The sequence below is a fragment of the Delftia sp. NA_296.1 genome (genome assembly GCF_052692095.1).
Window position 1 is genome coordinate 646,922 of record NZ_JBQZGF010000001.1, and the last position, 22,796, is coordinate 669,717.

Here is a 22,796-nt window from a genome sequence, read left to right on the forward strand (position 1 = left end):
CTTCGATCAGGCGAAGTTCTGCTCGGCAAACTTCCAGTTCACCAGTTGGCCGAGGAAGGTCTCGACGAACTTGGGACGCAGGTTGCGATAGTCGATGTAGTAGGCGTGTTCCCAGACGTCCACGGTCAGCAGGGCCTTGTCTTCCGTGGTCAGGGGCGTGCCGGCAGCGCCGGTGTTGACGATGTCCACCGAACCGTCGGCCTTCTTGACCAGCCAGGTCCAGCCAGAGCCGAAGTTGCCCACGGCCGACTTCACGAAGGCTTCCTTGAAGGCGGCGTAGCTGCCCCACTTCTTGTTGATGGCGTCAGCCAGTGCGCCGGTAGGCTCGCCGCCACCGTTGGGGGCCATGCAGTTCCAGAAGAAGGTGTGGTTCCAGATCTGGGCTGCGTTGTTGTAGATGCCGCCGGAAGACTTCTTGACGATCTCTTCCAGGGTCATGTTTTCGAATTCGGTGCCCTTTTGCAGGTTGTTCAGGTTCACCACATAGGCGTTGTGGTGCTTGCCATGGTGGTACTCCAGCGTTTCCTGGCTGTAGTGGGGTGCCAGCGCGTCAATCGCATAGGGCAGAGGGGGCAAGGTATGTTCCATGGTGTTTCCTTCGTGGTTGAAATCTTTTAGGACGGGCCAGCACCTGTTGCGCAGAGCGCCTGCAGCGCCTGCCGTGACCGTCGCGCGGGGCCTGCACTGCGCGCATTGCTGCGAGCCCTGGCCCTCACGCACCCGAACGGGCATTGTAGGAACAACTTCGTGACCCTGCGGCGAAAGCGCGCGCCAAATGGCCCATCTTGGCCCGCTGCTGCGGGGGTGGATGTGAATTGACCTTGATCCGGCCAATCGGCCTACACGGATACTGCCTGCCGCCCGCCACTCCCTGCACGCCGAACGCTGCACACAGCGGGCCGCAGTTCAGAGCAGGCGCGGCTGCGTCACCACCAGGTCCAGGCTGCCGTCGGCCAGCTGTGCCTGCAAGGCCGTGCCCGGTGGCGCGCTGCGCGCCTCGGTCACGGGATGGCCCTCGGCATCGGTCAGCAGGGCATAGCCGCGCTGCAGCACCAGGCGCGGGTCCAGCAGTTGCAGGCGAAGCTCCATGCGCGCCAGGTGATCCGCGCGCCGGTCCAGGCCGCGACGCATGCCGGCAGGCAACTGCGCCTGCAGGCCCTGCCCCGCATGGTCCATGCGCTGCAACCGCAACTGCATGGCATGGCGCAGTCGCTGGGCCTGGCGGCTGAGCTGCAGCCGGCTGCGGGCCAGTTGCTCGCTGGGCCGGCCCAGGCGCTGCGCTGCCAGGTCCAGGCGCTGCTGCTGGCGGTCCAGCAGCCGCTGCACGGAATCCTCCAGGCGGCCCTGCATGAGCTGCAGCGCACCCATCCAGACCTCGCGCGGCTGGCTCACCAGTTCGGCCGCTGCCGTGGGCGTGGGCGCGCGCAGGTCGGCGCAGAAGTCGGCAATGGTGAAATCGGTCTCGTGCCCCACGCCGCTGATCAGCGGCACCGGGCTTTGCACGATGGTGCGGGCCAGGCGCTCGTCATTGAAGGCCCAGAGGTCTTCAATGGAGCCGCCCCCGCGCACCAGCAAGATGGTGTCGATGGGCGGCGCGCCGGCCACCGAGCCATCAACCGAGCCCGCGCCTTCCCGCGCCAGGCCATAAAGCCTTTGCAGCGCATCGATCAGGGAGGCCGGCGCCTGCGCGCCCTGCACCAGGGCAGGCACCAGCACCACGGGGATATGGGGCACGCGGCGGCGCAGCGCCGTGATCACGTCGTGCAGCGCGGCAGCCCCCGGCGAAGTCACCACGCCAATGCCGCGCGGCAGCGGCGGCAGGCTGCGCTTTCGGGCAGCGTCGAAAAGGCCTTCGGCCTCCAGCTGCGCCTTCAGCCGCAGGAACTGCTCGAACAGGGCGCCCTGGCCCGCGCGCTGCATGCTCTCGACGACCAGTTGCAGGTCGCCACGCTGCTCGTAGACGCCCAGCCGGCCCCGCAACTCGACCAGTTCGCCGTCGCGCGGCGAAAAATCCATGAGCTGGGCCGCACGCCGGAACATGGCGCAGCGGATCTGCCCGCCCGCGTCCTTGATGCTGAAGTAGCAATGGCCGCTGGCCGCGCGGGAAAAGCCGCTGATCTCGCCGCGCACCGCCACCGGATTGAAGCGTGCCTGCAAGGCGTCGCTCACGGCGCGGCACAGCGCGCCGACTTCCCAGACCAGCGGCGCCGCTGCTGGGTTCATTGCGCCGAATGCACCACTCATGCGGCCTCCCGGTCTGCATGCAGTGCAACATTCTCCACAGGCAGGCGGATGCAGGCCCGAGCAGGCACTTTGGCGGCAATTTGCAGAAGCACTCTCAAAAACACCTCGCAAGCAATTGATTCATAAAGATTTTTTTGCTGCAACAAAGAATTCACATTTGTCACAGTGTCCATTCGCCGCCGCAGCGGCGTTTGCGCAACCCGCTTGATAACAAAGTTATCCACAGAAATCTGTGCTATAGCGACCATCCAAAATCCCGGATATGGGGAGCCGCCCGTTGCCTGGATGCTGCGCCGGGTCACAGTTTTCAGGCGATCGCGGACACGAGACGCCTGGACCGGCCATATGGCTGGGCCATAATCGTCGGCTGCAGTTAAACGCGGGGGGAAAACAACTTGCTGTCGATCATACAAGCCGCAGGCTGGCCGATCTGGCCACTGATTGCCTGCTCCATCCTGGCTCTGGCCCTGGTCTTTGAACGTTTCGTGGCGCTGAAAACGGCCCGCGTGGCGCCGCCCGCCCTGCTGGGCGAGGCGATTTCCGTGTCCTCGCGCGGCCTGCCCAGCCAGGAAGTCGTGCAGCAGCTGTCCCAGAACTCCACGCTGGGCGAAGTCCTGGCCAGTGGACTGCGCGCCCTGCAGGCCCATCCGGACAGCAGCGAAGAAGAGCTTCGCGCCTCCATGGAAGGCGCCGGCCGCGCTGCTGCCCACACGCTGGAAAAGCACCTGAGCGCGCTGGCCACCATCGCCTCTGCCGCGCCTTTGCTGGGCCTGCTGGGCACGGTGATCGGCATGATCGAGATCTTCGGCTCGCAAGGCGGCGCATCGGCCACCGGCGGCGGCAACCCGGCGCAGCTGGCGGCCGGCATCTCCATCGCCCTGTACAACACGGCCTTCGGCCTGATCGTCGCCATTCCGGCGCTGATCTTCTGGCGCTACTTCCGCGCCCGCGTCGATGGCTACCTGCTGGGCATGGAGCTGGCCTCCGAGCAGTTCGTGCGCCACCTGGTGCGCGTCGGCGGCAAGTGAACCCGCAGAACCCGCACGCGAGAGACCTGCCATGAACTTCCGTCCCCGCCGCCGTGACGAGCCCGAGATCAACCTGATCCCGTTCATCGATGTGCTGCTGGTGGTGCTGATCTTTCTGATGCTGTCCACCACCTACAGCAAGTTCACCGAGCTGCAGCTGACCCTTCCTGTGGCCGATGTCGAGCAGCAGCGCGACCGGCCCCGCGAAATCATCGTCGCCATCGCCGCCGACGGCCGCTACGCCATCAACAAGACCGCCGTGGAAGACCGCAGCGTCACCGGCCTGACCCAGGCACTGGCCGCAGCGGCCGTTGCCGGCAAGGACAGCGTGGTCATCATCAGCGCCGACGCCACCGCGCCGCACCAGTCCGTGGTGTCGGTGATGGAGGCCTCGCGCCGCGCCGGACTGTCCCAGATCACCTTTGCCACGCAGACCTCGGCCAGCGCCGGGCGCTGAGGGCAAGGCCTCCATGCCCGGGAATGGCCCCGCCCCCGCAGCCCGGGGGCTTCGCGCGGCCTGGCGCCGTCGTGGCCCGCTGGCCTGCGCCCTCTTCCCCCTGTCCCTGCTGTACCGTGCCCTGCTGGGCCTGCATCGGCTGCCCTATGCACTGGGTTTCAGGCGTGCAGGCCAGGCCGGCATTCCGGTCATCGTCGTCGGCAATGTGATTGCGGGCGGCGCCGGCAAGACCCCCGTCACGCTCGCCCTGGCCCGCCATCTGCGGGACAGCGGCTGGAGCCCTGGCATCGTCTCGCGCGGCTATGGCCGCAGCACGGATGATTGCCGAGAAGCCACGCCCGAAAGCGCCCCCGCCGATGTGGGCGACGAGCCCGCGCTGCTGGCTCGCGCCAGCGGCGTGCCGGTCTTCGTGGCCCGCAAGCGCATCGAGGCCGTCCAGGCCCTGCGCGCCCGCCATACCCAGGTGGATGTGGTCATCAGCGACGACGGCCTGCAGCACCTGGCCCTGGCCCGCGACATTGAGCTGTGCGTCTTCAACGAAGACGGCATCGGCAATGGCTGGCTGCTGCCGGCAGGCCCGCTGCGCGAACCCTGGCCGCGCCCCGTCACCGCCGTGCTGCACGCGGGCGCCTGCCCGCCAATGGATGCGCCCGCCTTTGCCATGCATCGCCAACTGGCCGCTGAAGGCGTCAATGCGCACGGTGAGCGCATTCCCCTGGCGGCCCTGCGCGGACGGCCCGTGGAGGCCGTGGCCGCCGTGGCCCGGCCCGAGGCCTTTTTCTCCATGCTGGCCACTGAACAGGGCCTGGCGCTGGAGCACGCCCAGGCGCTGCCGGATCACTATAATTTTGAGAGCTTCCAGCGCCTGGGACGCAATGAAGACCCGCTGGTCTGCACCGAAAAGGATGCCGTCAAGCTGTGGCGCACCCATCCCCAGGCCTGGTCCATTGCGCTGCAATTGCAGCTGCCGCCAGATTTCTGGGCGCTGCTGGATCAGCGGCTGCAGGCGCTGCGCAGGCCACGCGCCTGACTATCATCACCGTCTTGGCTGGCCGCCACGGCCCGCCCTCCCCCTCCAAAACACAGGATCCGCCATGGACGCCAAACTTCTCGAACTGCTGGTCTGCCCCGTCACCAAAGGCCCGCTGCGCTTTGACCGCGAGCACCAGGAACTGGTCTCGCGCAGCGCGCGCCTGGCCTACCCCGTGCGCGACGGCATCCCGGTGCTGCTGGAGGCCGAAGCCCGCACGCTGGACGACGACGAGCTCGAGGACTGATCGCGCCGCAAGGCCCGATTTCCGACAACGCCCGCGCCCGCACTTTCGACCTTCTCCGCAACGCACCATGCCCACCGCGCCCTTCACGGTTCTGATTCCTGCCCGCCTTGCCTCCAGCCGCCTGCCAGGCAAGCCCCTCGCAGACATTGCAGGCCTTCCCATGGTCGTGCGCGTGGCACAGCGCGCCGGCCTCAGCGGCGCCACGCGCTGCGTGGTCGCGGCCGATGACGAAAGCATCGTCGCCGCCTGCGCCGCGCACGGCGTTGCAGCCGTGCTCACCCGCAGCGACCACGCCAGCGGCAGCGACCGCCTGGCCGAGGCCTGCGAACTGCTGGGCCTGGATGGCGACGACATCGTCGTCAACGTCCAGGGCGACGAACCGTTGATCGCTCCCGACCTCATCGATGCCGTGGCCGCCCTGCTGCCGCAGCAGCCCTCGGCCAGCATGGGCACGGCGGCACATGCCATCGACAGCCTGGCCGACTTCACCAACCCGAACGTGGTCAAGGTCGTCTGCGATGCCCAGGGCATGGCCCACTATTTCAGCCGCGCCCCCATCCCCTTTGCGCGTGAACATGCAGGCCAGGCATGGTGGGAGACGGCATCTGCATCGGCAGCTCCGGGCCACCCCGGCTTCGCGCCCCTGCGCCACATCGGCATCTACAGCTACCGTGCCGGTTTCCTGCGCAGCTTCCCGCAGCTATCTCCCGCCCCCACCGAGGTGCTGGAGGCGCTGGAACAGTTGCGCGCACTGTGGCACGGCCACCGCATCGCCGTCCACCTGACGCCCCATGCACCAGGCCCTGGCGTGGACACCCCCGAAGACCTGGAACGGGTGCGCGCCCGGTTGTCCGCCTGAATCGGATCCCGCATACGCCAATACAGATGCGCCAATGGCGATGCCCGGCATCGCCATTCACAACACAACTGCACATGCGGTTTTGTCGGACAGCAAAACGCAGTTTTTGGAGATTGCACAGGCGACAGTTTTGCCCTCTGCGTGTAAGCCAGTGTTAGCCCTGTGCGTGCTATCCTTGCCCGCGACAAAAATATGACGCATGGACTGTCCGCCCCGGTGGGCCGATCCGGCAGACAAGAATTTCTACTCTCCTCAAGGACTTCCATGAAACTGATTTTGTTGGGCGCACCCGGCGCCGGCAAAGGCACGCAAGCCGCTTTCATCTGCCAGAAGTACGGCATCCCCCAGATTTCCACCGGTGACATGCTGCGTGCCGCCGTCAAGGCCGGAACGCCCCTGGGCCAACAGGCCAAGGCCGTGATGGACGCCGGCCAACTGGTCAGCGACGACCTGATCATCAATCTGGTCAAGGAACGCATCGCCCAGGCCGATTGCGCCAACGGCTTCCTGTTTGATGGATTTCCCCGCACCATTCCCCAGGCAGACGCCATGAAGGCCGCTGGCGTGAAGCTGGACTACGTGCTGGAGATCGACGTGCCCTTCGACGCCATCATCGAGCGCATGAGCGGCCGCCGTTCCCACCCCGCCTCGGGCCGCACCTACCACGTCAAGTTCAATCCGCCCAAGGTCGAAGGCCAGGACGACGTGACCGGCGAGCCGCTGGTGCAGCGCGAAGACGACAAGGAAGAAACCGTCAAGAAGCGCCTGGACGTCTACAGCAGCCAGACCCGCCCCCTGGTGGACTACTACCGCGCATGGGCCGAAAAGGAAGCCGCAGCGGCACCCAAGTACCGCGCCATCAGCGGCCTGGGCTCGGTCGAGGACATCACCCAACGCGCACTGGCTGCACTGGCTGAGTGATGCAGGCCATGTGCCGCAACGAAAAAAGCACCCGCCGGGTGCTTTTTTGTTGACCGCCGGCAACCGAAGAAATACCGGCGTCGCCGCCCGGCTCAATCGCGCGGCTGCGCTGCCAGCGCCAGCATCATCGCAATCCGGGCCTTTGCCACAGGCAGCTGCGCCAGATCGGCCTCTGCCGGGTTGGTCCCAAGGCCGGAGGCCACGGGCAGGCCTTCGGCACAGCGCGTGCCCCGCCAGATCCAGACGCCCTTGTCACGGGCACGCTGCAAGGCCGCTTCCATGCCTTCGTGAACCGTCGCATTGCCCGTGCCAGCCACGACGATGCCACGCACGCCTGCCGCCACCAGCGCATCCACGCCGCTGGCACGCGCCAAGGCGCCGCTGAACACCACCTCGACCCAGGGCAGCTCATCCAGCGCCAGCAGATCAGATGACATGGCCGCAGGCACCATGGCCCGCGCGGACGGCGCTGCGGGGGAGGACGGCGCATCGGGCACCAGCCAGCGCACACGCCCTTCCTCCACCAACGCCTGCGGCCCGCCTTCCACGGAGCGCATTGCCTGCAGCCGGTAGGGATGGACCTTCTGCACCTGGGCTGCCGCATGCACCTCGCCGCCTGCCACCACCCATACGCCACTGCGCCCGCCGCTGGCAGCCACGGTCACGGCATCGCGCAGATTCTGCGGTCCGTCTGCCAACAGGGCCGTGGCCGGGCGCATGGCGCAGGTCAACACAATGGGTTTGGTGGCCGGCAGCAGGCTGTTCAGCAGCCAGGCCGTCTCTTCCAGCGTGTCCGTTCCATGCGTGATCACCACGGCGCGTGTGTCCGCATCCTCCAGTGCCTGCGTGCAGGCGCGCAGCAACGCGCGCCACACGGGCCAGTCCATATCCTTGCTGTCCACCTGCGCGATCTGCTGCGTCTGCACGGGTCCCAGCGCCTGCTGCTCCAGGTCCGGCACGGCCTCCAGCAGCGACTGCACCGTGATCTGCCCGGCCTTGTACCCCACGCCCTGCGACTGCGAATCCGCCCGGCCGGCGATGGTCCCGCCCGTGCCCAGAATCACCAACTTTGACTGCCCCACTTGCACCTCTTGGAAAACTGGTTAAAAATACAGATACTGTATAAATCATCAGATGGCCTCCCAGCCTGCCATCTGCCCTCAAGGACCGGACGCACGCCATGCTCGACCATCCCAAGCTCACCGCCCGCCAGCAACAGATCCTGGACCTGATCCAGGCCGCCATCTCCCGCACGGGCGCGCCTCCCACCCGCGCGGAAATCGCCAACACGCTGGGCTTCAAGTCCGCCAACGCTGCCGAGGAACACCTGCAGGCCCTGGCCCGCAAAGGTGTGATCGAACTGGTCAGCGGCACCTCGCGCGGCATTCGCCTGCGTACCGACACCGTGCGCAACATCAATGCCGCGCGCGGCACCAGCTTCGGACTGCCGCTGTCGGCCCTGGCACCGCTGATGCTGCCCCTGGTGGGCCGCGTTGCGGCGGGCTCGCCCATTCTCGCGCAGGAACACATCGACCAAACCTATTCCGTCGAGCCCAGCCTGTTCCAGACGCGCCCCGACTATCTGCTGCGCGTGCGCGGCATGTCCATGCGCGACGCGGGCATCATGGACGGCGACCTGCTGGCCGTGCAGTCAGCACACGAAGCCCGCAACGGCCAGATCGTCGTGGCACGCCTGGGTGATGAAGTCACCGTCAAGCGCCTGCGCCGCACCACGCAGGGCGTGGAACTTCTGCCGGAAAACCCCGATTACCCGGTGATTCGCGTCGCCCCCGAAGAGGCCTTTGCCATTGAAGGCCTGGCCGTGGGGCTGATCCGCAACAGCATGTCCATGTAAGCCGGACTGGCGGCCCTTCTCAGGCCGCCTCACCCCATTTCACGCACCGCCCAGGTGGTAGGCGCGAAGCCTTGGAGCTTCGCCCTGGGCGGAGCTTTGCCCGCAAACCGCAATCCTGCCTGTGTCCATGCCTCTTTGAAACACGCCAACAGGAGTCGTCACATGGGATTCGCTCTGCCAACACTGTCTTCTTTTTCCTTCCTGCGCCTGGCACATGGCATCCGCCTGACTGCGACCGCCATGGAGTCGGCCATGCCTCTTGCACAAGCCCCTGCGTGCCAGCCATTACCTGCCGCAGCACCCGAGCCCGCCAACGTGATCTCTTTCAGCAAGGCACGCCGGCGCGGCCAGCAGCGCCGCGGCAAGGCCGCATGCGCTGCAGACCATGGAGATGCCCAGCTGATCCTGCCCTTGCTGCCGACGCAGCCCGCCCTGCAATCCGCGCCTGAGCAGCCTTCAGGCCTGCGCATCATCCAGCGGTCGCCGCAGGAGCAGCCGGAATGCCTGTTCATCTCCGGGCGAATGGCCGATGTCTGCGCTGCGCTGGAGCGCATGGAGGCACACGGCGGACCGGCAGCCAACTGAGGCCCGATGCAAGGTGTGCGACACACCTTGCACGACACAAACCTGGGCGGCGCGGACCGCGCGTCGCGCGAGAAATCGACCTGCGCAAAGCTGGTGCAGGCTGGCGCCCACCACTGCCCTGTAGCGCACATGCAACAAGTGGACGCCCTCTTTGCGGAAGGGGCGCCTGCCTGAAAGATAATTGATAAGCATTCTTATTATCTTTTGCAGTAGCGATTGCCACTGCGCCCGCCTCCTCCGCCCCAGCCTTCTCCGTGCACAGCCTCTACCAGAATCACCATCCCTGGCTGGAAAGCCTGCTGCGCAAACGCCTGGGAAACCGTGACGATGCCGCCGACCTGGCCCAGGACACCTTTGTGCGCCTGCTGCGCTCGCCCCTGCCGCAGCAGGACATCCGCGAACCCAGGCGCTACCTGGCCACCATCGCCCGGGGCCTGGTCGCCGACCTGTTTCGCCGCCGCACGCTGGAGCAGTCCTATCTGGACTATCTGGCCCAGTTGCCACAATCGCTGGCGCCTTCGCCCGAAGAGCAGGCCATCATCCAGCAGACCCTGCTGGATGTGGACCGCATGCTCCAGGGCCTTCCTCCCAAGGTTCGCGAAGCCTTTGTGCTGGCCCAGTTCGAGGAACTGAGCTACCCAGAGATCGCCGAGCGCCTGGGTGTATCGCTGCGCACCGTCAGCAACTACCTGACCCGGGCGATGGAGCATTGCTGCCTGGTCCTGGCATAGCCACATGGGCGAGAGACATCTGGAAGGCAACGACCGCCGCGCCTTGCATGAGGCCGCCGCCTGGCACGTGAAACTGCGCGGCGCCTCTGCCACAGCGGGCCTGCAACAGGACTGGCAGAAATGGCATGAGGCCGATCCCGCCCACCAGCGCGCCTGGCTGCGCGTGCAATCCGTCACCGCGCAACTGTCGCATCTGCCCGCACCCCTGGCGCGCCAGGCGCTGGGCCGTCGCGCCTCGCCCACCCGCCGCTCCGTGGTGCGCGGCGTGGCTCTGGGCCTGGGCAGCGGCGCCACGGCCTGGATGGCCTGGAAAGGCGCACCACTGGAAAGCTGGCAGGCCGGGCAGCGCACAGCCACAGGCGAGCGCCGAAACCTGACGCTGCCCGACGGCTCCCTGGTGGCCCTGGATACGGCCACCGCCTTGGACACCGTTTTTGACGACCGCCAGCGCCTGCTGCGCCTGCACCGTGGCCGCATCCTCATCGCCACCGAGCCCGACGCGCTGGGCCGCCCCTTCAGCGTGCAGACCCCGCAAGGCCACGTACTGGCCCTGGGCACGCGCTTCACGGTCCATCTTGCGGACGATGGCCTGTGCCATGTCACCGTGCAGGAAAAGGCCGTGCGCCTGCAGCCTCTGGACAGCGATGCGCCCTCCGCGCAATTGCAGGCCGGACAGCAGGCCGCCTTCTCGTCCAGCGCCACCCAGCCGCCGACGTCCGCAGACCCCTTTGCAGCCAGCTGGCATGAAGGCGGCCTGGTCGCGCTGGACATGCCGTTGGGTCAGCTGATTGACGCCCTTGCCCGCTATCGGCCCGGCTACCTGGGCTGCTCGGCCGAGGTCGCCGGGATGCTTGTCTCGGGCGCCTTTCCCGTGGATGACACGGATCGCGCCCTGGCCGCGCTCGTCAGCCGCTTTCCTCTGCAACTGCGCACCCGCACCCGCTATTGGGTGGAGGTGCAAGCACGATCAAGCTGAGATGATGGGATGAGGCCGTGGCGAAGTCTCTCGTCCAGACCAGCACTTCAGAGCGGCGCATACGGGTGATGCACCACGTCGAAGCCCTCCTCGTCGGAGGGCGCGACAAAGTAGCTCGTGATCAGGTCGAATTGCTCATCGCTGGCCTGAAACGGATGCTCGCCCGCCGCATTGCGCACACGCAAGCGCTGCTTGCAGACCTCGTCAGGCACATCCAGAAAATGCAGGCGGTGCGAGGCGCCCACTTTCTCGAACACGCTGCGCGCCCAGCCCCGCCCCTCCAGGGTATTGGCCGGAAAATCCAGCACCACCGACACGCCGGCGTCCAGCAGCGCCTGTACATGCGCCCCCATCAACCCCTTGAGCCGCGTGCTGCAACGCACGTAATCGGCTACCGACTGCATCTCGCCGGGGTACAGGCCGGCCAGCCAGGAATCCTCGCTGACCAACACCGTTCCGGGCTCGGCCGCCAATTGCCGCGCCAGCGTTGACTTGCCCGAGCCGATCTTGCCGCAGACCATGTGCAGCGTGGCAAGCCGCGCGTTGGCGGCAGGGGCATCGGCATATTCTGCGCAACGGGGCTGGGACTGTTCGGAAACCTGCATATCCATCTCCTGAAAGGCTTGAGAAAACCCCGGAGACGGAATGAAAAAACCCGCCTCCTCTGGGCGGGTTGCATGGCGCTGAAGGCCGCTGGCTAACCCACCATCCAATGGATGGTGCGAATAATCTGCGTTGCGTTCAGGCGGGCCATGGCGCACAGCATAGCGCAATCGCGGTGTCTCAATGGGCCACCATGCGCACCAGCCCCAACCCCGCAAACAGCGCGGCCACGCCCAGCACCAGCGAGCCCAGCGCATACAGCACGGAGGCCAGCCAGTCGCCACGCTCATACAGCATGCCGACCTCCAGCGCGTACGTCGAAAACGTGGTGAAGCCACCCAGAATGCCCGTGGTGATGAACAACCGCGCACTCTGCGGCAGCGATGTCTTGAGCGCAAACCACTCCACCACCACCCCCATCACGAAGGCACCCAGCACATTGATCGCCAACGTACCCAGGGGATACGCACTGCCCACCAGCCGCAGTGCGAGCAAGTTCGTGCCATGCCGGAGCGCAGACCCCAGGCCGCCTCCAACGAACACCAGAATGAAACCGTAGAACCCCATGACCGTCCTTTCATCGAATAACCGGGACGGGCGTGCCGGGCAGGATCAAGACATGGCCCCGCCACCGGCAGGACCCATCCCACCAAGGCAGGAGCCATCAGCCCTTCGCAGGGCGGTTTCGGGAAGCTCCATTCCCATCGTGCAGCGAGTGCTGGCTGCCGGGGCGAGTTTACTCTGGACCTAGCAAGCGGCAGAGGTGAGATTGCTCTGCAGACGCAGGCCGTACCCTACAAATGACCAGCGGCACAATGCAACAATGAAATTCATCGTGCTCCTGATCATTGCAGCAGCCTTGCTGTACGGCACAGCAAGGCTTTCCAACATTCACATCGGTGAGCGCGCCGCAGGCGGCCATGACGGCACATCGACCACAGCACAAGAACGTTTCAGGCAAGCCGAGAAGGAGGCTCAGGAGACCGCTGAAGCAGCCCGCCGCGCTGCCCTGCGGGACGCAGAGTGAAGCGGGCCATTCAAACCAAGACGAAAGTTGCCGGGCATGCGGGTCAAAGGACTATGCTTCGTCTGTAATTCGATTCCGATCAGGCCCATCAATTCATCGATATGCATATGCGACTCTTGACCACAGCAATCTTTACAGCACTTTTCGCATTGCCTGCCGCAGCCCAGGTCTTTCAATGCAAGGATGCTTCTGGAAAGTCGACTTTCTCAGACAGTCCTTGCAGCAGCACTGACACTGGCGCCCTGATACAGCGCAAAAAATCGGACGATGAGATCTCCCGTGAACGGGCTGATGCAGCACAGGCGAATGAACAAAAGTATCAGCGCCAGATGAACGAAATGCAGCAGCGCCAGATCGATAGCCAGCAGCGTGTCATCGAGCAGCAAGCCCGCCAGACAACTGCTCCTGCGCCCGATCAGCTCGGCGCGTCCCTTCAGTGCAAGCAGGCGCGCAAGGAGCTGGAATTCGTCTCCAGCATTCGCACCATTTCCCAAGACGAAAAACGGATGCGGACCAATGCCGCGATCACGGGTGTCAATGCTGCATGCGGCTCAAATACGCCCCTGATGCAGGAGCCGCCGAAGGTGATTGGGACACCGCGAGTACCTCACTCCATTCAGCAACCAGTTTCTCAATGAGAACTAGGCACGGAACTGCCAGATATCGAGCGCAATCATGACTCCTCTCGCGCCACTCACCGGCGTGGGAACATGTTCAGGCATTCTCCCAATGCCACGCAGCCTCTTCAGACCGCCGCCAACCCGGTCTTCACCGACTTCGCCAACAGGCGGCCATCCACCAAGCCTTCTCGACATCGTCGTCGCCAAGACGTTCCAGTGTGTAAGCCACTGATACGGTTGCGCGGAGCCGACCTTGGCCTGCCTGCCTGCCTGCCTGCCTGCCTACCTGCCTACCTGCGTTCGTAGGATAAGCAACGGGGCGAGCGGAGCAAGATGCAGCTTGCCATTCGGAAGCCGCCTGTGCGGCTGGCATGGTGGGCCAACGGCCGCACTTCGCCGGTTTGAGCCTTGGCATCTGCGAGGTTTCTGTAACGACAGGTCCAAGATTTGGTACTGACCGAAGCCTCCAGCCTCAGGTAGGCGCAAGCTTGAACGACAATGTGTTCGCCGGGCTTCAGGGCCTTGGCTGCGCGAGCGTCATAGAACCTTCAAGCAGCCCAGCTCAGGCAAGTGCCGACGATGCCGAAGACAGAGCGCAACGACAGATTAAAGTGTTTGCCGACAACATCTTGCGCGGCAAACCGGAGATAAATCAAAGGCTTATGACAGATTCACAGGCAATGAACATCATCATTCTTGACGACTACCAGGACGCCGTGCGCAAGCTGGACTGTGCTCGTCTGCTGGAGCCCTTCAACGCCAAGGTCTTCACCAATACCGTCAAGGGCGTTGGCCAGCTGTCGGTGCGGTTGCGCGATGCGGACATCATCGTGCTGACCCGCGAGCGCACGCAGATCAGCCGGCAGCTGCTGGAAAAGCTTCCGCGCCTGAAGCTGATCGCGCAGACCGGCAAGGCCGGCGCCCATATCGATGTGCAGGCCTGTACCGACCAGGGCGTTGCGATTGCCGAGGGCGTGGGCTCGCCCATTGCGCCGGCAGAGCTGACCTGGTCGCTGATCATGGCGGCCACGCGGCGGCTGCCGCAGTACATCGCCAACCTCAAGCACGGCGCATGGCAGCAATCGGGCTTCAAGGCTGCGTCCATGCCTGCGAATTTCGGACTAGGCAGCGTGTTGCACGGGCGCACGCTGGGCATCTGGGGCTACGGCCGCATTGGACGGCTGGTCGCGCACTACGGCCATGCCTTCGGCATGCAGGTTCTGGTCTGGGGCAGCGAAAGCTCGCGCCAGAAGGCGCAGGCCGATGGCTTTGCGGCGGCGGACTCGCGCGAGGCTTTCTTCACCGAATCCGACGTGCTGTCCATGCATCTGCGCCTGCATGAGGCCACACGCGGTATCGTCACGGCGCAGGATCTGGCACGCATGAAGCCGACCGCCCTGTTCGTGAACACCTCGCGCGCGGAGCTGGTGGAGGCCGATGCCCTGCTGGGTGCGCTCAACCGGGGCCGGCCGGGCCTGGCGGCCGTGGACGTGTTCGAGAGCGAGCCCATCCTCCAGGGCCATGCGCTGCTGCGGCTGGAGAACTGCATCTGCACGCCGCACATCGGCTACGTGGAGCAGGACAGCTATGAGCTGTACTTTCGCGCTGCCTTCGACAATGTGGTGAACTTCGTTGCGGGGCAGCCCAGCAACATCCTCAATCCCGAGGTGTTCTCAGGCCCGGCCCGCGCAGGCTGACGACCGGATCAGGCGGGGGCTTGCGCCGCCCGCCCTTGCCCAGCACTCAACGGCCGCCCTGGCCGGAGTCGCCACGTGCGGCCGTGGCACGAAAGGCCAGTTCATCGGCCACCGCCTCATAGACGGCCTGGCGCACGACGGATTCCACCTCCTCGCGCAGACGCACGACGATGGACCGAGTCTGCTGCTGAACCACGGTGGCAATGGCGTCGCGCAGGCGCTGGTCCAGCACCAGGTCCACACGCTGCATGAGGCGATGGACCAGATATTCCTCGGTGACCTGCTGCGCATGACTATCCCAGATGGACTCCATGGTGGGGGCTGCCGGCATGGCGGGGGAAGCCGGCGTCGGCGCGGCAGCCGCCTCTGCCACGACAGCCTGCACCACCGGGACCACCAGGTCGGCAGGGACCACTTCCCCGGCCGGTGCCGCGTCGCCCGCTGCAGCCACATCTGCCGCACCTGCAACATCTGCCGCATCAGTCACATCAGCCATTTCGGCTAGACGGCTTTCCTGGGCCAATTGCATTTCCACGGACGGGGCGCTGGGCGGCTGATAGTCCGAGAGCACGGGCTGCATTGCAGGTGTCTGGATTTCCTCGGGTGCAGCCTGCTCGGTGACCATGGGCCGCTGCGGTTCCAGGTCCTGCGGCAGCGGCGGCAGGGACGCAGGCAGGGCGACCACGCCACGCCGAGGCGCCAGCATGCCTTCGCTGGCCCAGGGCGTCGCTTCGTCAGTCAGCGGCAGTTCGGACACGGGGTGTACCAGGGGTGCCGGGGGTTCGACCACCTGAACCGGTGCCTGCACCGCATCCACCGCAACGACATCGGTGAGCGTGGGAACAAAGCGCGGTGGGGTTTTGGAGGGAGGAGCGCTCATGGCTTACTCCTTGAGGACCAGGTCATGGCGCTTGATGGAAATACCCTGGGCCGCATAGTGCTTCCAGCGCTGCCGGGCCAGGTGGCGGTCTTCCTCGTCGGTGGCGGAAACCACTTCGACGACACGCGCAAAGCGCTCGAACCCTTCGGGCACTTCGCCGCCCAGGTTGACCAGCATGTCGTGGTGCGGCGCGCCGTCCAGCCGCTCCAGCAGAACGATGGGCGAGAAGGCCATGATGTCTGCCCCATCGCCTTCGCCCGCATGGGCCAGGAAGTCGGTGGGCGAGACACTCCACAGCCTGGGCGACAAGGCCTTGAGCAGCGGCGGCGACCCCAGCACCACCAGTTGCGTGCGGTGCCTGAGCGCCTTGCGCGCCAGACGGCAGACATAGGCCAGCTTGTCGGGTGCGTTGAAATGGAACGCCACTTCAGTCAAGCGATGCTCCCTTCAAACAGGCCCGGGCTGACGGGGACGATGCGCTCATGCCTGCTCCGGCTGAGCTGCAACTGCAGCCTTGCGGCGGCTGGCAGATCCTGCCTTGGGTGGCACAGGCTTCTTGGGTGCAGCAGCTTTATGGGGTGCAGCAGCCTTGGCCTGCGCCTTGCCAGCATCGATGCCGGCCAGCAGATAGTGCAGCAGCAGGCCCACGGGGCGGCCTGTACCGCCCTTGGCGGCACCGCTCTTCCAGGCCGTGCCGGCGATGTCCAGGTGCGCCCAGGGAATGTCGCCCACAAAGCGCTGCAGGAACTTGGCTGCCGTGACTGCGCCGCCCGCGCGGCCAGCCACATTGCCCATGTCGGCGAAATTGCTCTTGAGGCCTTCGCCGTACTCCTCGTCCAGCGGCATGCGCCAGCAGGGGTCAAGTGCTGCATCGCCGGCCTGCTCCAGCGCGCGGGCCAGTTCGTCGCTGGGCGAGAACATGCCGCTGCGCAGCCCGCCCAGGGCGATGACGCAGGCGCCGGTCAGCGTGGCAATGTCCACCATGGCGCGGGGCTTGAAGCGGGCGGCGTAGGTCAGCGCATCGCAGAGCACGAGACGGCCTTCGGCATCGGTGTTGAGGATTTCTATGGTTTGGCCGCTCATGCTGGTGACCACGTCGCCCGGCTTGACGGCAGCGCCGCCAGGCATGTTCTCGGACGCTGGAATGAGGCCGACGACATTGACGGCCGGCTGCAGCCGGGCCAGCGCATGGAACACGCCCAGCACGCTGGCGGCACCGCCCATGTCGAACTTCATCTCGTCCATTTCAGCGGCAGGCTTGAGAGAGATGCCGCCAGTGTCGAAGGTGATGCCCTTGCCGACCAGCACCACGGGCGCGGCGCCCTTGGCGCCGCCGTTGTAGTGCAGTTCGATGAAGCGCAGCGGCTGCTCCGATCCCTGGGCCACGGCCATGAAAGCGCCCATGCCGAGCTTGGCGACTTCGGCGGGGCCGTGGATCTTGCAGCTGATGCCGGGCAGCTTGGCCAGGGCGCGGGCCGCGTCAGCCAGTAAGGTGGGCGTGGCGTGGTTGGCAGGGCGATTGGCCCATTCGCGTGCCAGGGTCATGCCTTCGGCCTGGGCCACGGCGGTCTTGAAAGCGTCGGCAACGCCATTCTTGTCGCCCGCCTTGACGGCTGCGGCAATCACCAGCTTCTTGAGCGCCACGGGCTTGGCCTGCGGCTTGGTGTGGGTATAGCTGTAGCAGGCATCGGCCGCCGCCAGAACGGCGGCAGCAACGGCAGGACCTGCCGCATCGAAGCCAAAGCACAGCAAGGCCTTGCCAACACCGGTCGCCTTGAGCGCGGCACCTGCGCCGGCCACGGCCTGGCGCACTTCCCGTGCCGAGCCGTTGCCCGCGCCCAGCAGCACGACGCGGCGTGCGGCAACGGCTGGCAGGCCGTACAGTGCCAGCTGCTTGCCGGCTGCCGTTTCGAAATCTCCGGCCTTGACCGCGTGTGCGACCAGGGTGGACAGCGCGTCGTTGCCCGTGACCGTGGCTTCGGTCACCAGCACCAACAACAGGTCACACTTTTCACGTACTGCTGCGGCAGTCGTCAACGGCTTCAGTTCAAAGTTCATAATCGGCGTTTTCCTTTCAGCCAATGTTATTCGATTCATCCATACGCAAAGAGCTGGCCCGCAGCTTCGGTGCCACGGTCGTGGTGCTGATCACTGTCGTCATGACCATGATGCTGATCCGCACGCTGGGCCAGGCTTACAAGGGCAATGTCAGCCCTTCCGACGTTCTGCTGGTCATGGGCTATACGGTGCTTGGCCAGTTGCCCACGATTTTGGGCCTGGGGCTTTTCGTAGCCGTGGTCGGCTCGCTGTCGCGCATGTACCGTGACAGCGAGATGGTGATCTGGTTCGCCGCAGGCCAGGGGCTGGCCAGCCTGCTGCGCCCGCTGCTGCGCTTTGCCTGGCCGGTGCTGGCCGTGATCGCCGTGCTGGGCCTGGGCATCCTGCCCTGGGCCAATCAGCAGATCGAGCAGATCAAGACCCAGTTCGAGCAACGCAGCGACATCGACCGCATCGCTCCCGGTGAGTTCCAGGAGTCTGCCGGCGGCTCGCGCGTGTTCTTCATCGACAAGGACGTGCCCAGCGCCACCGCTGCCAACAATGTGTTCATCGTGGCCAATGAGCGCGGGCGCGAGTCCGTGACCTCGGCGCGCGGGGCGCGGCTGGAAGTGATCAAGGGCGAGCGCATGGCCGTGCTGACCGACGGCCAGCGCATGGAAACGCAGACCAGCGACGGCTCGGTGAAGATCAGCGAGTTCAAGGAATACGGTACGCAGCTCGGCGGCGGCAACAATCTGGCCGCCGCCGAGGAAATGGCCGCGCGCAGCACGTACACGCATGAGCTGCTGCCGCGCACCGAACCCATCTACCGCGCCGAGCTGGGCTGGCGCATAGGCCTGCCGCTGGCGGCGCTGAACTTCGTGATCCTGGGCCTGGCCGTGGCCAGCGTGAACCCGCGCGCTGGTGGCAGCGGCAGCCTCATGCTCGCGCTGTTCGCCTTCATCGTGTACTACAACCTGATGACGCTGGGCGAGAACTGGGTGGCCTCGGGCAAGCTGAGCATGCCCGCCATGACGGCCCTGCTGCACGGTGGAACATTGCTGCTGGCACTGCTGGTGCTGCTGGTACGGCACAAGCGCTGGTCGCCGCGTGACCTGTGGCGCAGGCCCTGCAAGCCGGCTGCCCTGGACGACGCAAAGGCGGTGCCCTGATGAGAGTTCTGAGAAACCTGCTGTACCGCGACATCATCGCGGCCGTCAGCTATGTGACGCTGGCCTTCCTGGCGCTGTTCTTCTTCTTCGATCTGGTTGATGAGCTGCGCTGGGTCGGGCGCGGCGGCGACAACGGCTACCAGATCACGCACGCCCTGCTCTTCGTGGTGCTGCGCATCCCCAGCCACCTGTACGAGCTGATGCCCATCACCGTGCTGATCGGCACCATCTACGTGATGGCGCGCTTTGCCCAGAGCTCGGAATTCACCATCATGCGCACCAGCGGCATGGGCCCCTGGCTGGCGCTGCGCACGCTGATGGTGCTGGGCCTGGGTTTTGTGCTGGCCACCTTCGGCACGGGCGACTACCTGGCGCCGGCGGCCGAGAACGCGGGCCAGAACATCCGCGCCATCCACCTGGCCCAGCTGTCGCGCGGCGCCACGGGTGCCTGGCTCAAGGAACGCCAGGGCGATCACTCCATCGCCATCAACGTGCGCGCCATCCGCGGGCCCGGTGATTTCTCCAATGTGCGCATCTTCGACTTTGACGGCCAGGGCCGCATTTCGGCCCAGATCCATGCGCAGGCGGCGCAGGTCAGCGAGGATGGCGAATCCTGGACGCTCCAGGGCGTTGAGGCCAGCCGCCTGAAGGCCAAGGCCGACGGAGGCATGGTGCTGCTGCGCGAGAAGGAGGACAGCCTGGTCTGGAAGACCGGCATCAGCGCCGAAATGGTCTCGGCCGCGCTGCTCAAGCCCGACCGCATGTCCACCATTTCGCTGTTCCAGTACGTGCGCCACCTGGAGGCCAACGGCCAGGCCGCGCAGAAGTACGAGATCGAGTTCTGGCGCAAGGTCTTCTACCCCATGAGCTGTCTGGTGATGGTGGTGCTGGCCCTGCCCTTTGCCTATCTGCACTTCCGTTCGGGCGGCATCGCAGCCTATGTGTTCGGTGGCGTCATGGCCGGCATCAGCTTCTTCCTGCTGAACAACGTGTTCGGCTACATCGGCACGCTGCAGACCTGGTCGCCCTGGCTGACCGCTGCGGCGCCGGGCCTGCTCTACAGCCTTCTTTCATTGACCGCCTTCACCTGGCTGGTGCTGCGCCGCTAGATCCGTTGCCATGCAAAACGACACAACATGGGCCGGCACTGCCGGCCTGATCCTGCTGGCCCACGGCTCCCGCGACGCGCTGTGGCGCCAGCCCATCGAGGCCGTGCTCGGCGCCGTCCGGCAAACGCGGCCCCACGGCCTGGCTGCATGCGCCTACCTGGAAGCCTGTGCGCCCGACCTGCCCACCGCCGCGCGCGGGCTGGTCGAGGCGGGCGCCACGCGCATCACCGTGCTGCCCCTGTTCCTTGGCACGGGCAAGCATGCGCGTGAGGACATCCCGAAGCTGGTGCAGGAGATCCGCGACACCCATCCACAGGTGGCCGTGGAACTGGAGCCGGCCGTGGGCGAGCATCCACGTGTCACGGCCCTGCTGGCAGAGCTGGCGTTGGCGGCCATGGAGCCTTCCGGCAGTTCAGGAAGCTGAAATAACGAATCGCTTCTTTATATAAATGCAGCATAATGGCGCGCTGCACCCAGCTGTCACCGCCATGAACCTGCACCAATTCCGATTCGTCCAAGAAGCGGCGCGCCGCAACCTCAACCTCACCGAGGCGGCCAAGGCCCTGCACACCTCGCAGCCCGGCGTCTCCAAGGCCATCATCGAGCTGGAGGAGGAGCTGGGCATCGACATCTTCGCGCGCCACGGCAAGCGCCTCAAGCGCATCACCGAGCCCGGCCTGGAGGTGCTCAAGAGCATTGAACTCATCATGCGCGAGATCGGCAACCTCAAGCGCATCGGCGAGCAGTACAGCGCCCAGGACAGCGGCACGCTGTCGATTGCCACCACCCACACCCAGGCCCGCTACGTGCTGCCGCCCGCCGTGGCACGGCTGCGCGACCTGTATCCCAAGGTCACCATCAGCCTGCACCAGGCCACGCCGGCCGAGGTGGCGCGCATGGTCATCGACGAAATCGCCGACATCGGCATGGCCACCGAGTCCCTGGCCGACTACCCCGATCTCGTCACCCTGCCCTGCTACGAATGGCAGCACGTGCTGGTCATGCCCACGGGCCATCCGCTGGCGCAGAAAGAGCGCATCACGCTGGACGACATCGCCCATGAGTCGCTGATCACCTACCACCCCTCTTTCACCGGGCGCGGCAAGATCGACCAGGCCTTCGCCACGCGCCGGCTGCGTCCGCGCATCGTGCTGGAGGCCATTGACTCCGACGTGATCAAGACCTACGTGCGCCTGGGCCTGGGCATCGGCATCGTGGCCGAGATGGCCATGCGCGACGATCCGGTCAACGACCTCGTGGTGCGCCCCATGGGCCATCTGTTCGGCCAGAGCGTGGCGCGCGTGGCCATCAAGCGTGGCGCCTATTTGCGCAACTTCGTCTACCGCTTCGCCGAACTGCTCAGCGACCGCCTGACGCGCGACCTGATCATGCGCGCCATGAGCGGCCACGTGCACGACTACGAACTCTGATCTTCCGCCCCACCGGGCCCGCAGCGCGGGTCCGTTCCCGTTTTCCGCTGCCTCCGCCATGACCTCTGCCACGCCCGCCTTCCCCAGCCGCCTGCCCCATGTGGGCACGACCATCTTCACCACCATGTCGGCGCTGGCCGCCGAGCACCAGGCGGTGAACCTGGGCCAGGGCTTCCCCGACTTCGGCTGCGACCCCAGGCTGGTCGATGCCGTCACGGCCGCCATGCAGGCCGGCCACAACCAATACCCGCCCATGCCCGGCCTGCCGCAGCTGCGCCAGGCCATGGCCGACAAGATAGAGGCGCTGTACGGCCGCCGCTACGACGCGGGCACCGAGATCACGGTCACGGCCGGCGCCACGCAGGCCATCCTCACCGCCATCCTGGCCACCGTGCATGCGGGCGATGAGGTCATCGTGCTCGACCCCTGCTACGACAGCTACGTGCCCAATATCGAGCTGGCCGGCGGCGTGCCCGTGCGCGTGCCGCTGACGCCGGGCAGCTTCAAGCCCGACTTCGCCAAAATTGCCGCCGCCATCACGCCGCGCACACGGCTTTTGATCATCAACAGCCCGCACAACCCCAGCGCCACCATCTGGAGCGATGCCGAGATGCTGCAGTTGCAGGAGCTGCTGGCGCCCACCGACGTGCTGCTGATCAGCGACGAGGTCTACGAGCACATGGTCTACGACGGCCGCCAGCACCAGAGCGCTGCGCGCTTTGCCGGCCTGGCGGCGCGCGCCTTCATCGTCTCCAGCTTCGGCAAGACCTACCACGTCACGGGCTGGAAGGTGGGCACCGTCGCCGCGCCGGCCGCGCTCACGGCCGAGTTCCGCAAGGTCCACCAGTTCAACGTCTTCACCGTCAACACGCCCATGCAGGCGGGCCTGGCCAGCTACATGGCCGACCCTGCGCCCTACCTGCAGCTGCCCGCCTTCTACCAGGCCAAGCGCGACCTGTTCTGCCAGGGCCTGGAAGGCTCGCGCCTGCGCCTGCTGCCCACGGCAGGGACCTACTTCGTCTGCGCCGACATCTCGGCCGTGTCGGACCTGGACGAAGCCGCGTTCTGCCAGTGGCTGGTCCGGGAGCATGGCGTGGCGGCCATCCCGCTGTCAGCCTTCTATGGCGACGGCTTCGACCAGCGCGTGGTGCGCTTTTGCTTTGCCAAGCAAGACAGCACGCTGCGCGCGGCGTTGGAGCGGCTGCGCAAACTCTGAAACCGGGCGCGGGGCAGCGCCCACGCCGGGTTGTCCCGTCATCCTCTGAGATGACATGGCCCCTCCGTCCCT

The 22,796-nt window shown here is 66.0% G+C and carries 27 protein-coding genes and 1 riboswitch; of the genes, 18 read left to right on the top strand and 9 right to left on the bottom strand.

Going from position 1 to position 22,796, the window contains the following annotated elements; genetic code table 11:
- Positions 1 to 6: 6 nt before the first annotated feature.
- The 3 genes from ACUTR7_RS03065 to ACUTR7_RS03075 all read right to left on the bottom strand — a co-directional run bounded on the left by ACUTR7_RS03065 (position 7) and on the right by ACUTR7_RS03075 (position 2,492).
- On the bottom strand, positions 7 to 588 hold the full coding sequence (locus ACUTR7_RS03065; RefSeq protein ID WP_012205408.1) for a Fe-Mn family superoxide dismutase: 582 nt from the start codon (positions 586 to 588) through the stop codon (positions 7 to 9).
- 318 nt (positions 589 to 906) lie between these two features.
- A complete protein-coding gene (gene xseA, locus ACUTR7_RS03070) occupies positions 907 to 2,244 on the bottom strand; it encodes an exodeoxyribonuclease VII large subunit (protein ID WP_333906708.1) in 1,338 nt (445 codons plus the stop codon).
- On the bottom strand, positions 2,241 to 2,492 hold the full coding sequence (locus ACUTR7_RS03075) for a hypothetical protein (RefSeq protein WP_445608096.1): 252 nt from the start codon (positions 2,490 to 2,492) through the stop codon (positions 2,241 to 2,243). Before ACUTR7_RS03075 ends, xseA begins: the two co-directional genes overlap by 4 nt.
- A 147-nt stretch (positions 2,493 to 2,639) precedes the next feature.
- Between ACUTR7_RS03075 and ACUTR7_RS03080 the strand changes: the two genes are divergently transcribed.
- The 6 genes from ACUTR7_RS03080 (at position 2,640) to adk (ending at position 6,786) form a co-directional block, all read left to right on the top strand.
- Positions 2,640 to 3,272, top strand: coding sequence for a MotA/TolQ/ExbB proton channel family protein (locus ACUTR7_RS03080; RefSeq protein ID WP_012205406.1), 633 nt, complete (start codon positions 2,640 to 2,642; stop codon positions 3,270 to 3,272).
- 31 nt (positions 3,273 to 3,303) lie between these two features.
- Entirely contained in the window at positions 3,304 to 3,729 is a 426-nt protein-coding gene (locus tag ACUTR7_RS03085) for an ExbD/TolR family protein (protein ID WP_012205405.1), read from the top strand.
- Positions 3,730 to 3,742: 13 nt separating this feature from the next.
- The gene (lpxK, locus tag ACUTR7_RS03090; RefSeq protein ID WP_445608097.1) at positions 3,743 to 4,759 is read left to right on the top strand and encodes a tetraacyldisaccharide 4'-kinase; all 1,017 of its coding nucleotides are present in this window, start codon (positions 3,743 to 3,745) and stop codon (positions 4,757 to 4,759) included.
- A gap of 64 nt (positions 4,760 to 4,823) precedes the next feature.
- Positions 4,824 to 5,006, top strand: a complete 183-nt coding sequence (locus tag ACUTR7_RS03095) for a Trm112 family protein (RefSeq protein WP_012205403.1) — start codon at positions 4,824 to 4,826, stop codon at positions 5,004 to 5,006.
- A gap of 67 nt (positions 5,007 to 5,073) precedes the next feature.
- Positions 5,074 to 5,865, top strand: coding sequence for a 3-deoxy-manno-octulosonate cytidylyltransferase (gene kdsB, locus ACUTR7_RS03100; RefSeq protein WP_445608098.1), 792 nt, complete (start codon positions 5,074 to 5,076; stop codon positions 5,863 to 5,865).
- Between the two features lie 264 nt (positions 5,866 to 6,129).
- Entirely contained in the window at positions 6,130 to 6,786 is a 657-nt protein-coding gene (gene adk / locus ACUTR7_RS03105) for an adenylate kinase (protein ID WP_012205401.1), read from the top strand.
- Positions 6,787 to 6,878: 92 nt separating this feature from the next.
- On the opposite strand, the gene ACUTR7_RS03110 is transcribed toward adk, so the two are convergent.
- Positions 6,879 to 7,868 (bottom strand): asparaginase, encoded by a 990-nt coding sequence (locus ACUTR7_RS03110; RefSeq protein ID WP_445608099.1) that lies wholly within the window; start codon positions 7,866 to 7,868, stop codon positions 6,879 to 6,881.
- A gap of 98 nt (positions 7,869 to 7,966) precedes the next feature.
- Between ACUTR7_RS03110 and lexA the strand changes: the two genes are divergently transcribed.
- The 4 genes from lexA to ACUTR7_RS03130 all read left to right on the top strand — a co-directional run bounded on the left by lexA (position 7,967) and on the right by ACUTR7_RS03130 (position 10,933).
- A complete protein-coding gene (lexA, locus tag ACUTR7_RS03115) occupies positions 7,967 to 8,641 on the top strand; it encodes a transcriptional repressor LexA (protein ID WP_012205399.1) in 675 nt (224 codons plus the stop codon).
- Positions 8,642 to 8,893: 252 nt separating this feature from the next.
- Positions 8,894 to 9,226, top strand: coding sequence for a hypothetical protein (locus tag ACUTR7_RS03120; protein WP_445608100.1), 333 nt, complete (start codon positions 8,894 to 8,896; stop codon positions 9,224 to 9,226).
- A gap of 254 nt (positions 9,227 to 9,480) precedes the next feature.
- Positions 9,481 to 9,957: a sigma-70 family RNA polymerase sigma factor gene (locus ACUTR7_RS03125; protein WP_445608101.1), complete on the top strand. Its 477-nt coding sequence runs from the start codon at positions 9,481 to 9,483 to the stop codon at positions 9,955 to 9,957.
- A 4-nt stretch (positions 9,958 to 9,961) separates the two neighbouring features.
- Entirely contained in the window at positions 9,962 to 10,933 is a 972-nt protein-coding gene (locus ACUTR7_RS03130) for a FecR domain-containing protein (protein ID WP_445608102.1), read from the top strand.
- Between the two features lie 47 nt (positions 10,934 to 10,980).
- On the opposite strand, the gene ACUTR7_RS03135 is transcribed toward ACUTR7_RS03130, so the two are convergent.
- Both ACUTR7_RS03135 and crcB read right to left on the bottom strand, forming a co-directional pair.
- The gene (locus ACUTR7_RS03135) at positions 10,981 to 11,538 is read right to left on the bottom strand and encodes an AAA family ATPase (protein ID WP_445608237.1); all 558 of its coding nucleotides are present in this window, start codon (positions 11,536 to 11,538) and stop codon (positions 10,981 to 10,983) included.
- A gap of 178 nt (positions 11,539 to 11,716) precedes the next feature.
- Complete coding sequence (crcB, locus tag ACUTR7_RS03140; RefSeq protein WP_034393102.1) at positions 11,717 to 12,103, bottom strand: fluoride efflux transporter CrcB; 387 nt, start codon at positions 12,101 to 12,103, stop codon at positions 11,717 to 11,719.
- An 81-nt stretch (positions 12,104 to 12,184) separates the two neighbouring features.
- Positions 12,185 to 12,248, bottom strand: a riboswitch (Fluoride riboswitch).
- A gap of 111 nt (positions 12,249 to 12,359) precedes the next feature.
- Here crcB and ACUTR7_RS03145 point away from each other — a divergent pair.
- The 3 genes from ACUTR7_RS03145 to ACUTR7_RS03155 all read left to right on the top strand — a co-directional run bounded on the left by ACUTR7_RS03145 (position 12,360) and on the right by ACUTR7_RS03155 (position 14,880).
- The gene (locus ACUTR7_RS03145) at positions 12,360 to 12,563 is read left to right on the top strand and encodes a hypothetical protein (RefSeq protein WP_445608103.1); all 204 of its coding nucleotides are present in this window, start codon (positions 12,360 to 12,362) and stop codon (positions 12,561 to 12,563) included.
- A 107-nt stretch (positions 12,564 to 12,670) separates the two neighbouring features.
- Positions 12,671 to 13,201: a DUF4124 domain-containing protein gene (locus tag ACUTR7_RS03150; RefSeq protein WP_445608104.1), complete on the top strand. Its 531-nt coding sequence runs from the start codon at positions 12,671 to 12,673 to the stop codon at positions 13,199 to 13,201.
- A 662-nt stretch (positions 13,202 to 13,863) separates the two neighbouring features.
- Positions 13,864 to 14,880 (top strand): D-2-hydroxyacid dehydrogenase family protein, encoded by a 1,017-nt coding sequence (locus ACUTR7_RS03155; protein ID WP_063326267.1) that lies wholly within the window; start codon positions 13,864 to 13,866, stop codon positions 14,878 to 14,880.
- Positions 14,881 to 14,926: 46 nt separating this feature from the next.
- Here ACUTR7_RS03155 and ACUTR7_RS03160 read toward each other — a convergent pair whose 3' ends face one another.
- Genes ACUTR7_RS03160 through ACUTR7_RS03170 form a run of 3 tightly spaced genes read right to left on the bottom strand, consistent with a single transcriptional unit; the run spans position 14,927 to position 17,818 of the window.
- On the bottom strand, positions 14,927 to 15,760 hold the full coding sequence (locus ACUTR7_RS03160; RefSeq protein ID WP_445608105.1) for a hypothetical protein: 834 nt from the start codon (positions 15,758 to 15,760) through the stop codon (positions 14,927 to 14,929).
- A gap of 3 nt (positions 15,761 to 15,763) precedes the next feature.
- Entirely contained in the window at positions 15,764 to 16,195 is a 432-nt protein-coding gene (locus tag ACUTR7_RS03165) for a DNA polymerase III subunit chi (protein ID WP_012205376.1), read from the bottom strand.
- A 45-nt stretch (positions 16,196 to 16,240) separates the two neighbouring features.
- Positions 16,241 to 17,818, bottom strand: coding sequence for a leucyl aminopeptidase (locus ACUTR7_RS03170; protein WP_445608106.1), 1,578 nt, complete (start codon positions 17,816 to 17,818; stop codon positions 16,241 to 16,243).
- Positions 17,819 to 17,841: 23 nt separating this feature from the next.
- Between ACUTR7_RS03170 and lptF the strand changes: the two genes are divergently transcribed.
- The 5 genes from lptF (at position 17,842) to ACUTR7_RS03195 (ending at position 22,724) form a co-directional block, all read left to right on the top strand.
- Positions 17,842 to 18,969 carry an LPS export ABC transporter permease LptF gene (lptF, locus tag ACUTR7_RS03175; protein WP_099733791.1) on the top strand — a complete coding sequence of 376 codons (1,128 nt, stop codon included), beginning with the start codon at positions 17,842 to 17,844 and terminating at the stop codon, positions 18,967 to 18,969.
- On the top strand, positions 18,969 to 20,078 hold the full coding sequence (lptG, locus tag ACUTR7_RS03180; protein WP_034393081.1) for an LPS export ABC transporter permease LptG: 1,110 nt from the start codon (positions 18,969 to 18,971) through the stop codon (positions 20,076 to 20,078). Before lptF ends, lptG begins: the two co-directional genes overlap by 1 nt.
- Before the next feature lie 10 nt (positions 20,079 to 20,088).
- On the top strand, positions 20,089 to 20,502 hold the full coding sequence (locus tag ACUTR7_RS03185) for a sirohydrochlorin chelatase (RefSeq protein ID WP_216293300.1): 414 nt from the start codon (positions 20,089 to 20,091) through the stop codon (positions 20,500 to 20,502).
- A 64-nt stretch (positions 20,503 to 20,566) separates the two neighbouring features.
- Positions 20,567 to 21,508, top strand: a complete 942-nt coding sequence (locus ACUTR7_RS03190; RefSeq protein WP_034398475.1) for a CysB family HTH-type transcriptional regulator — start codon at positions 20,567 to 20,569, stop codon at positions 21,506 to 21,508.
- Positions 21,509 to 21,566: 58 nt separating this feature from the next.
- Entirely contained in the window at positions 21,567 to 22,724 is a 1,158-nt protein-coding gene (locus ACUTR7_RS03195; protein WP_445608107.1) for a pyridoxal phosphate-dependent aminotransferase, read from the top strand.
- The last annotated feature ends 72 nt before the right edge of the window (positions 22,725 to 22,796 follow it).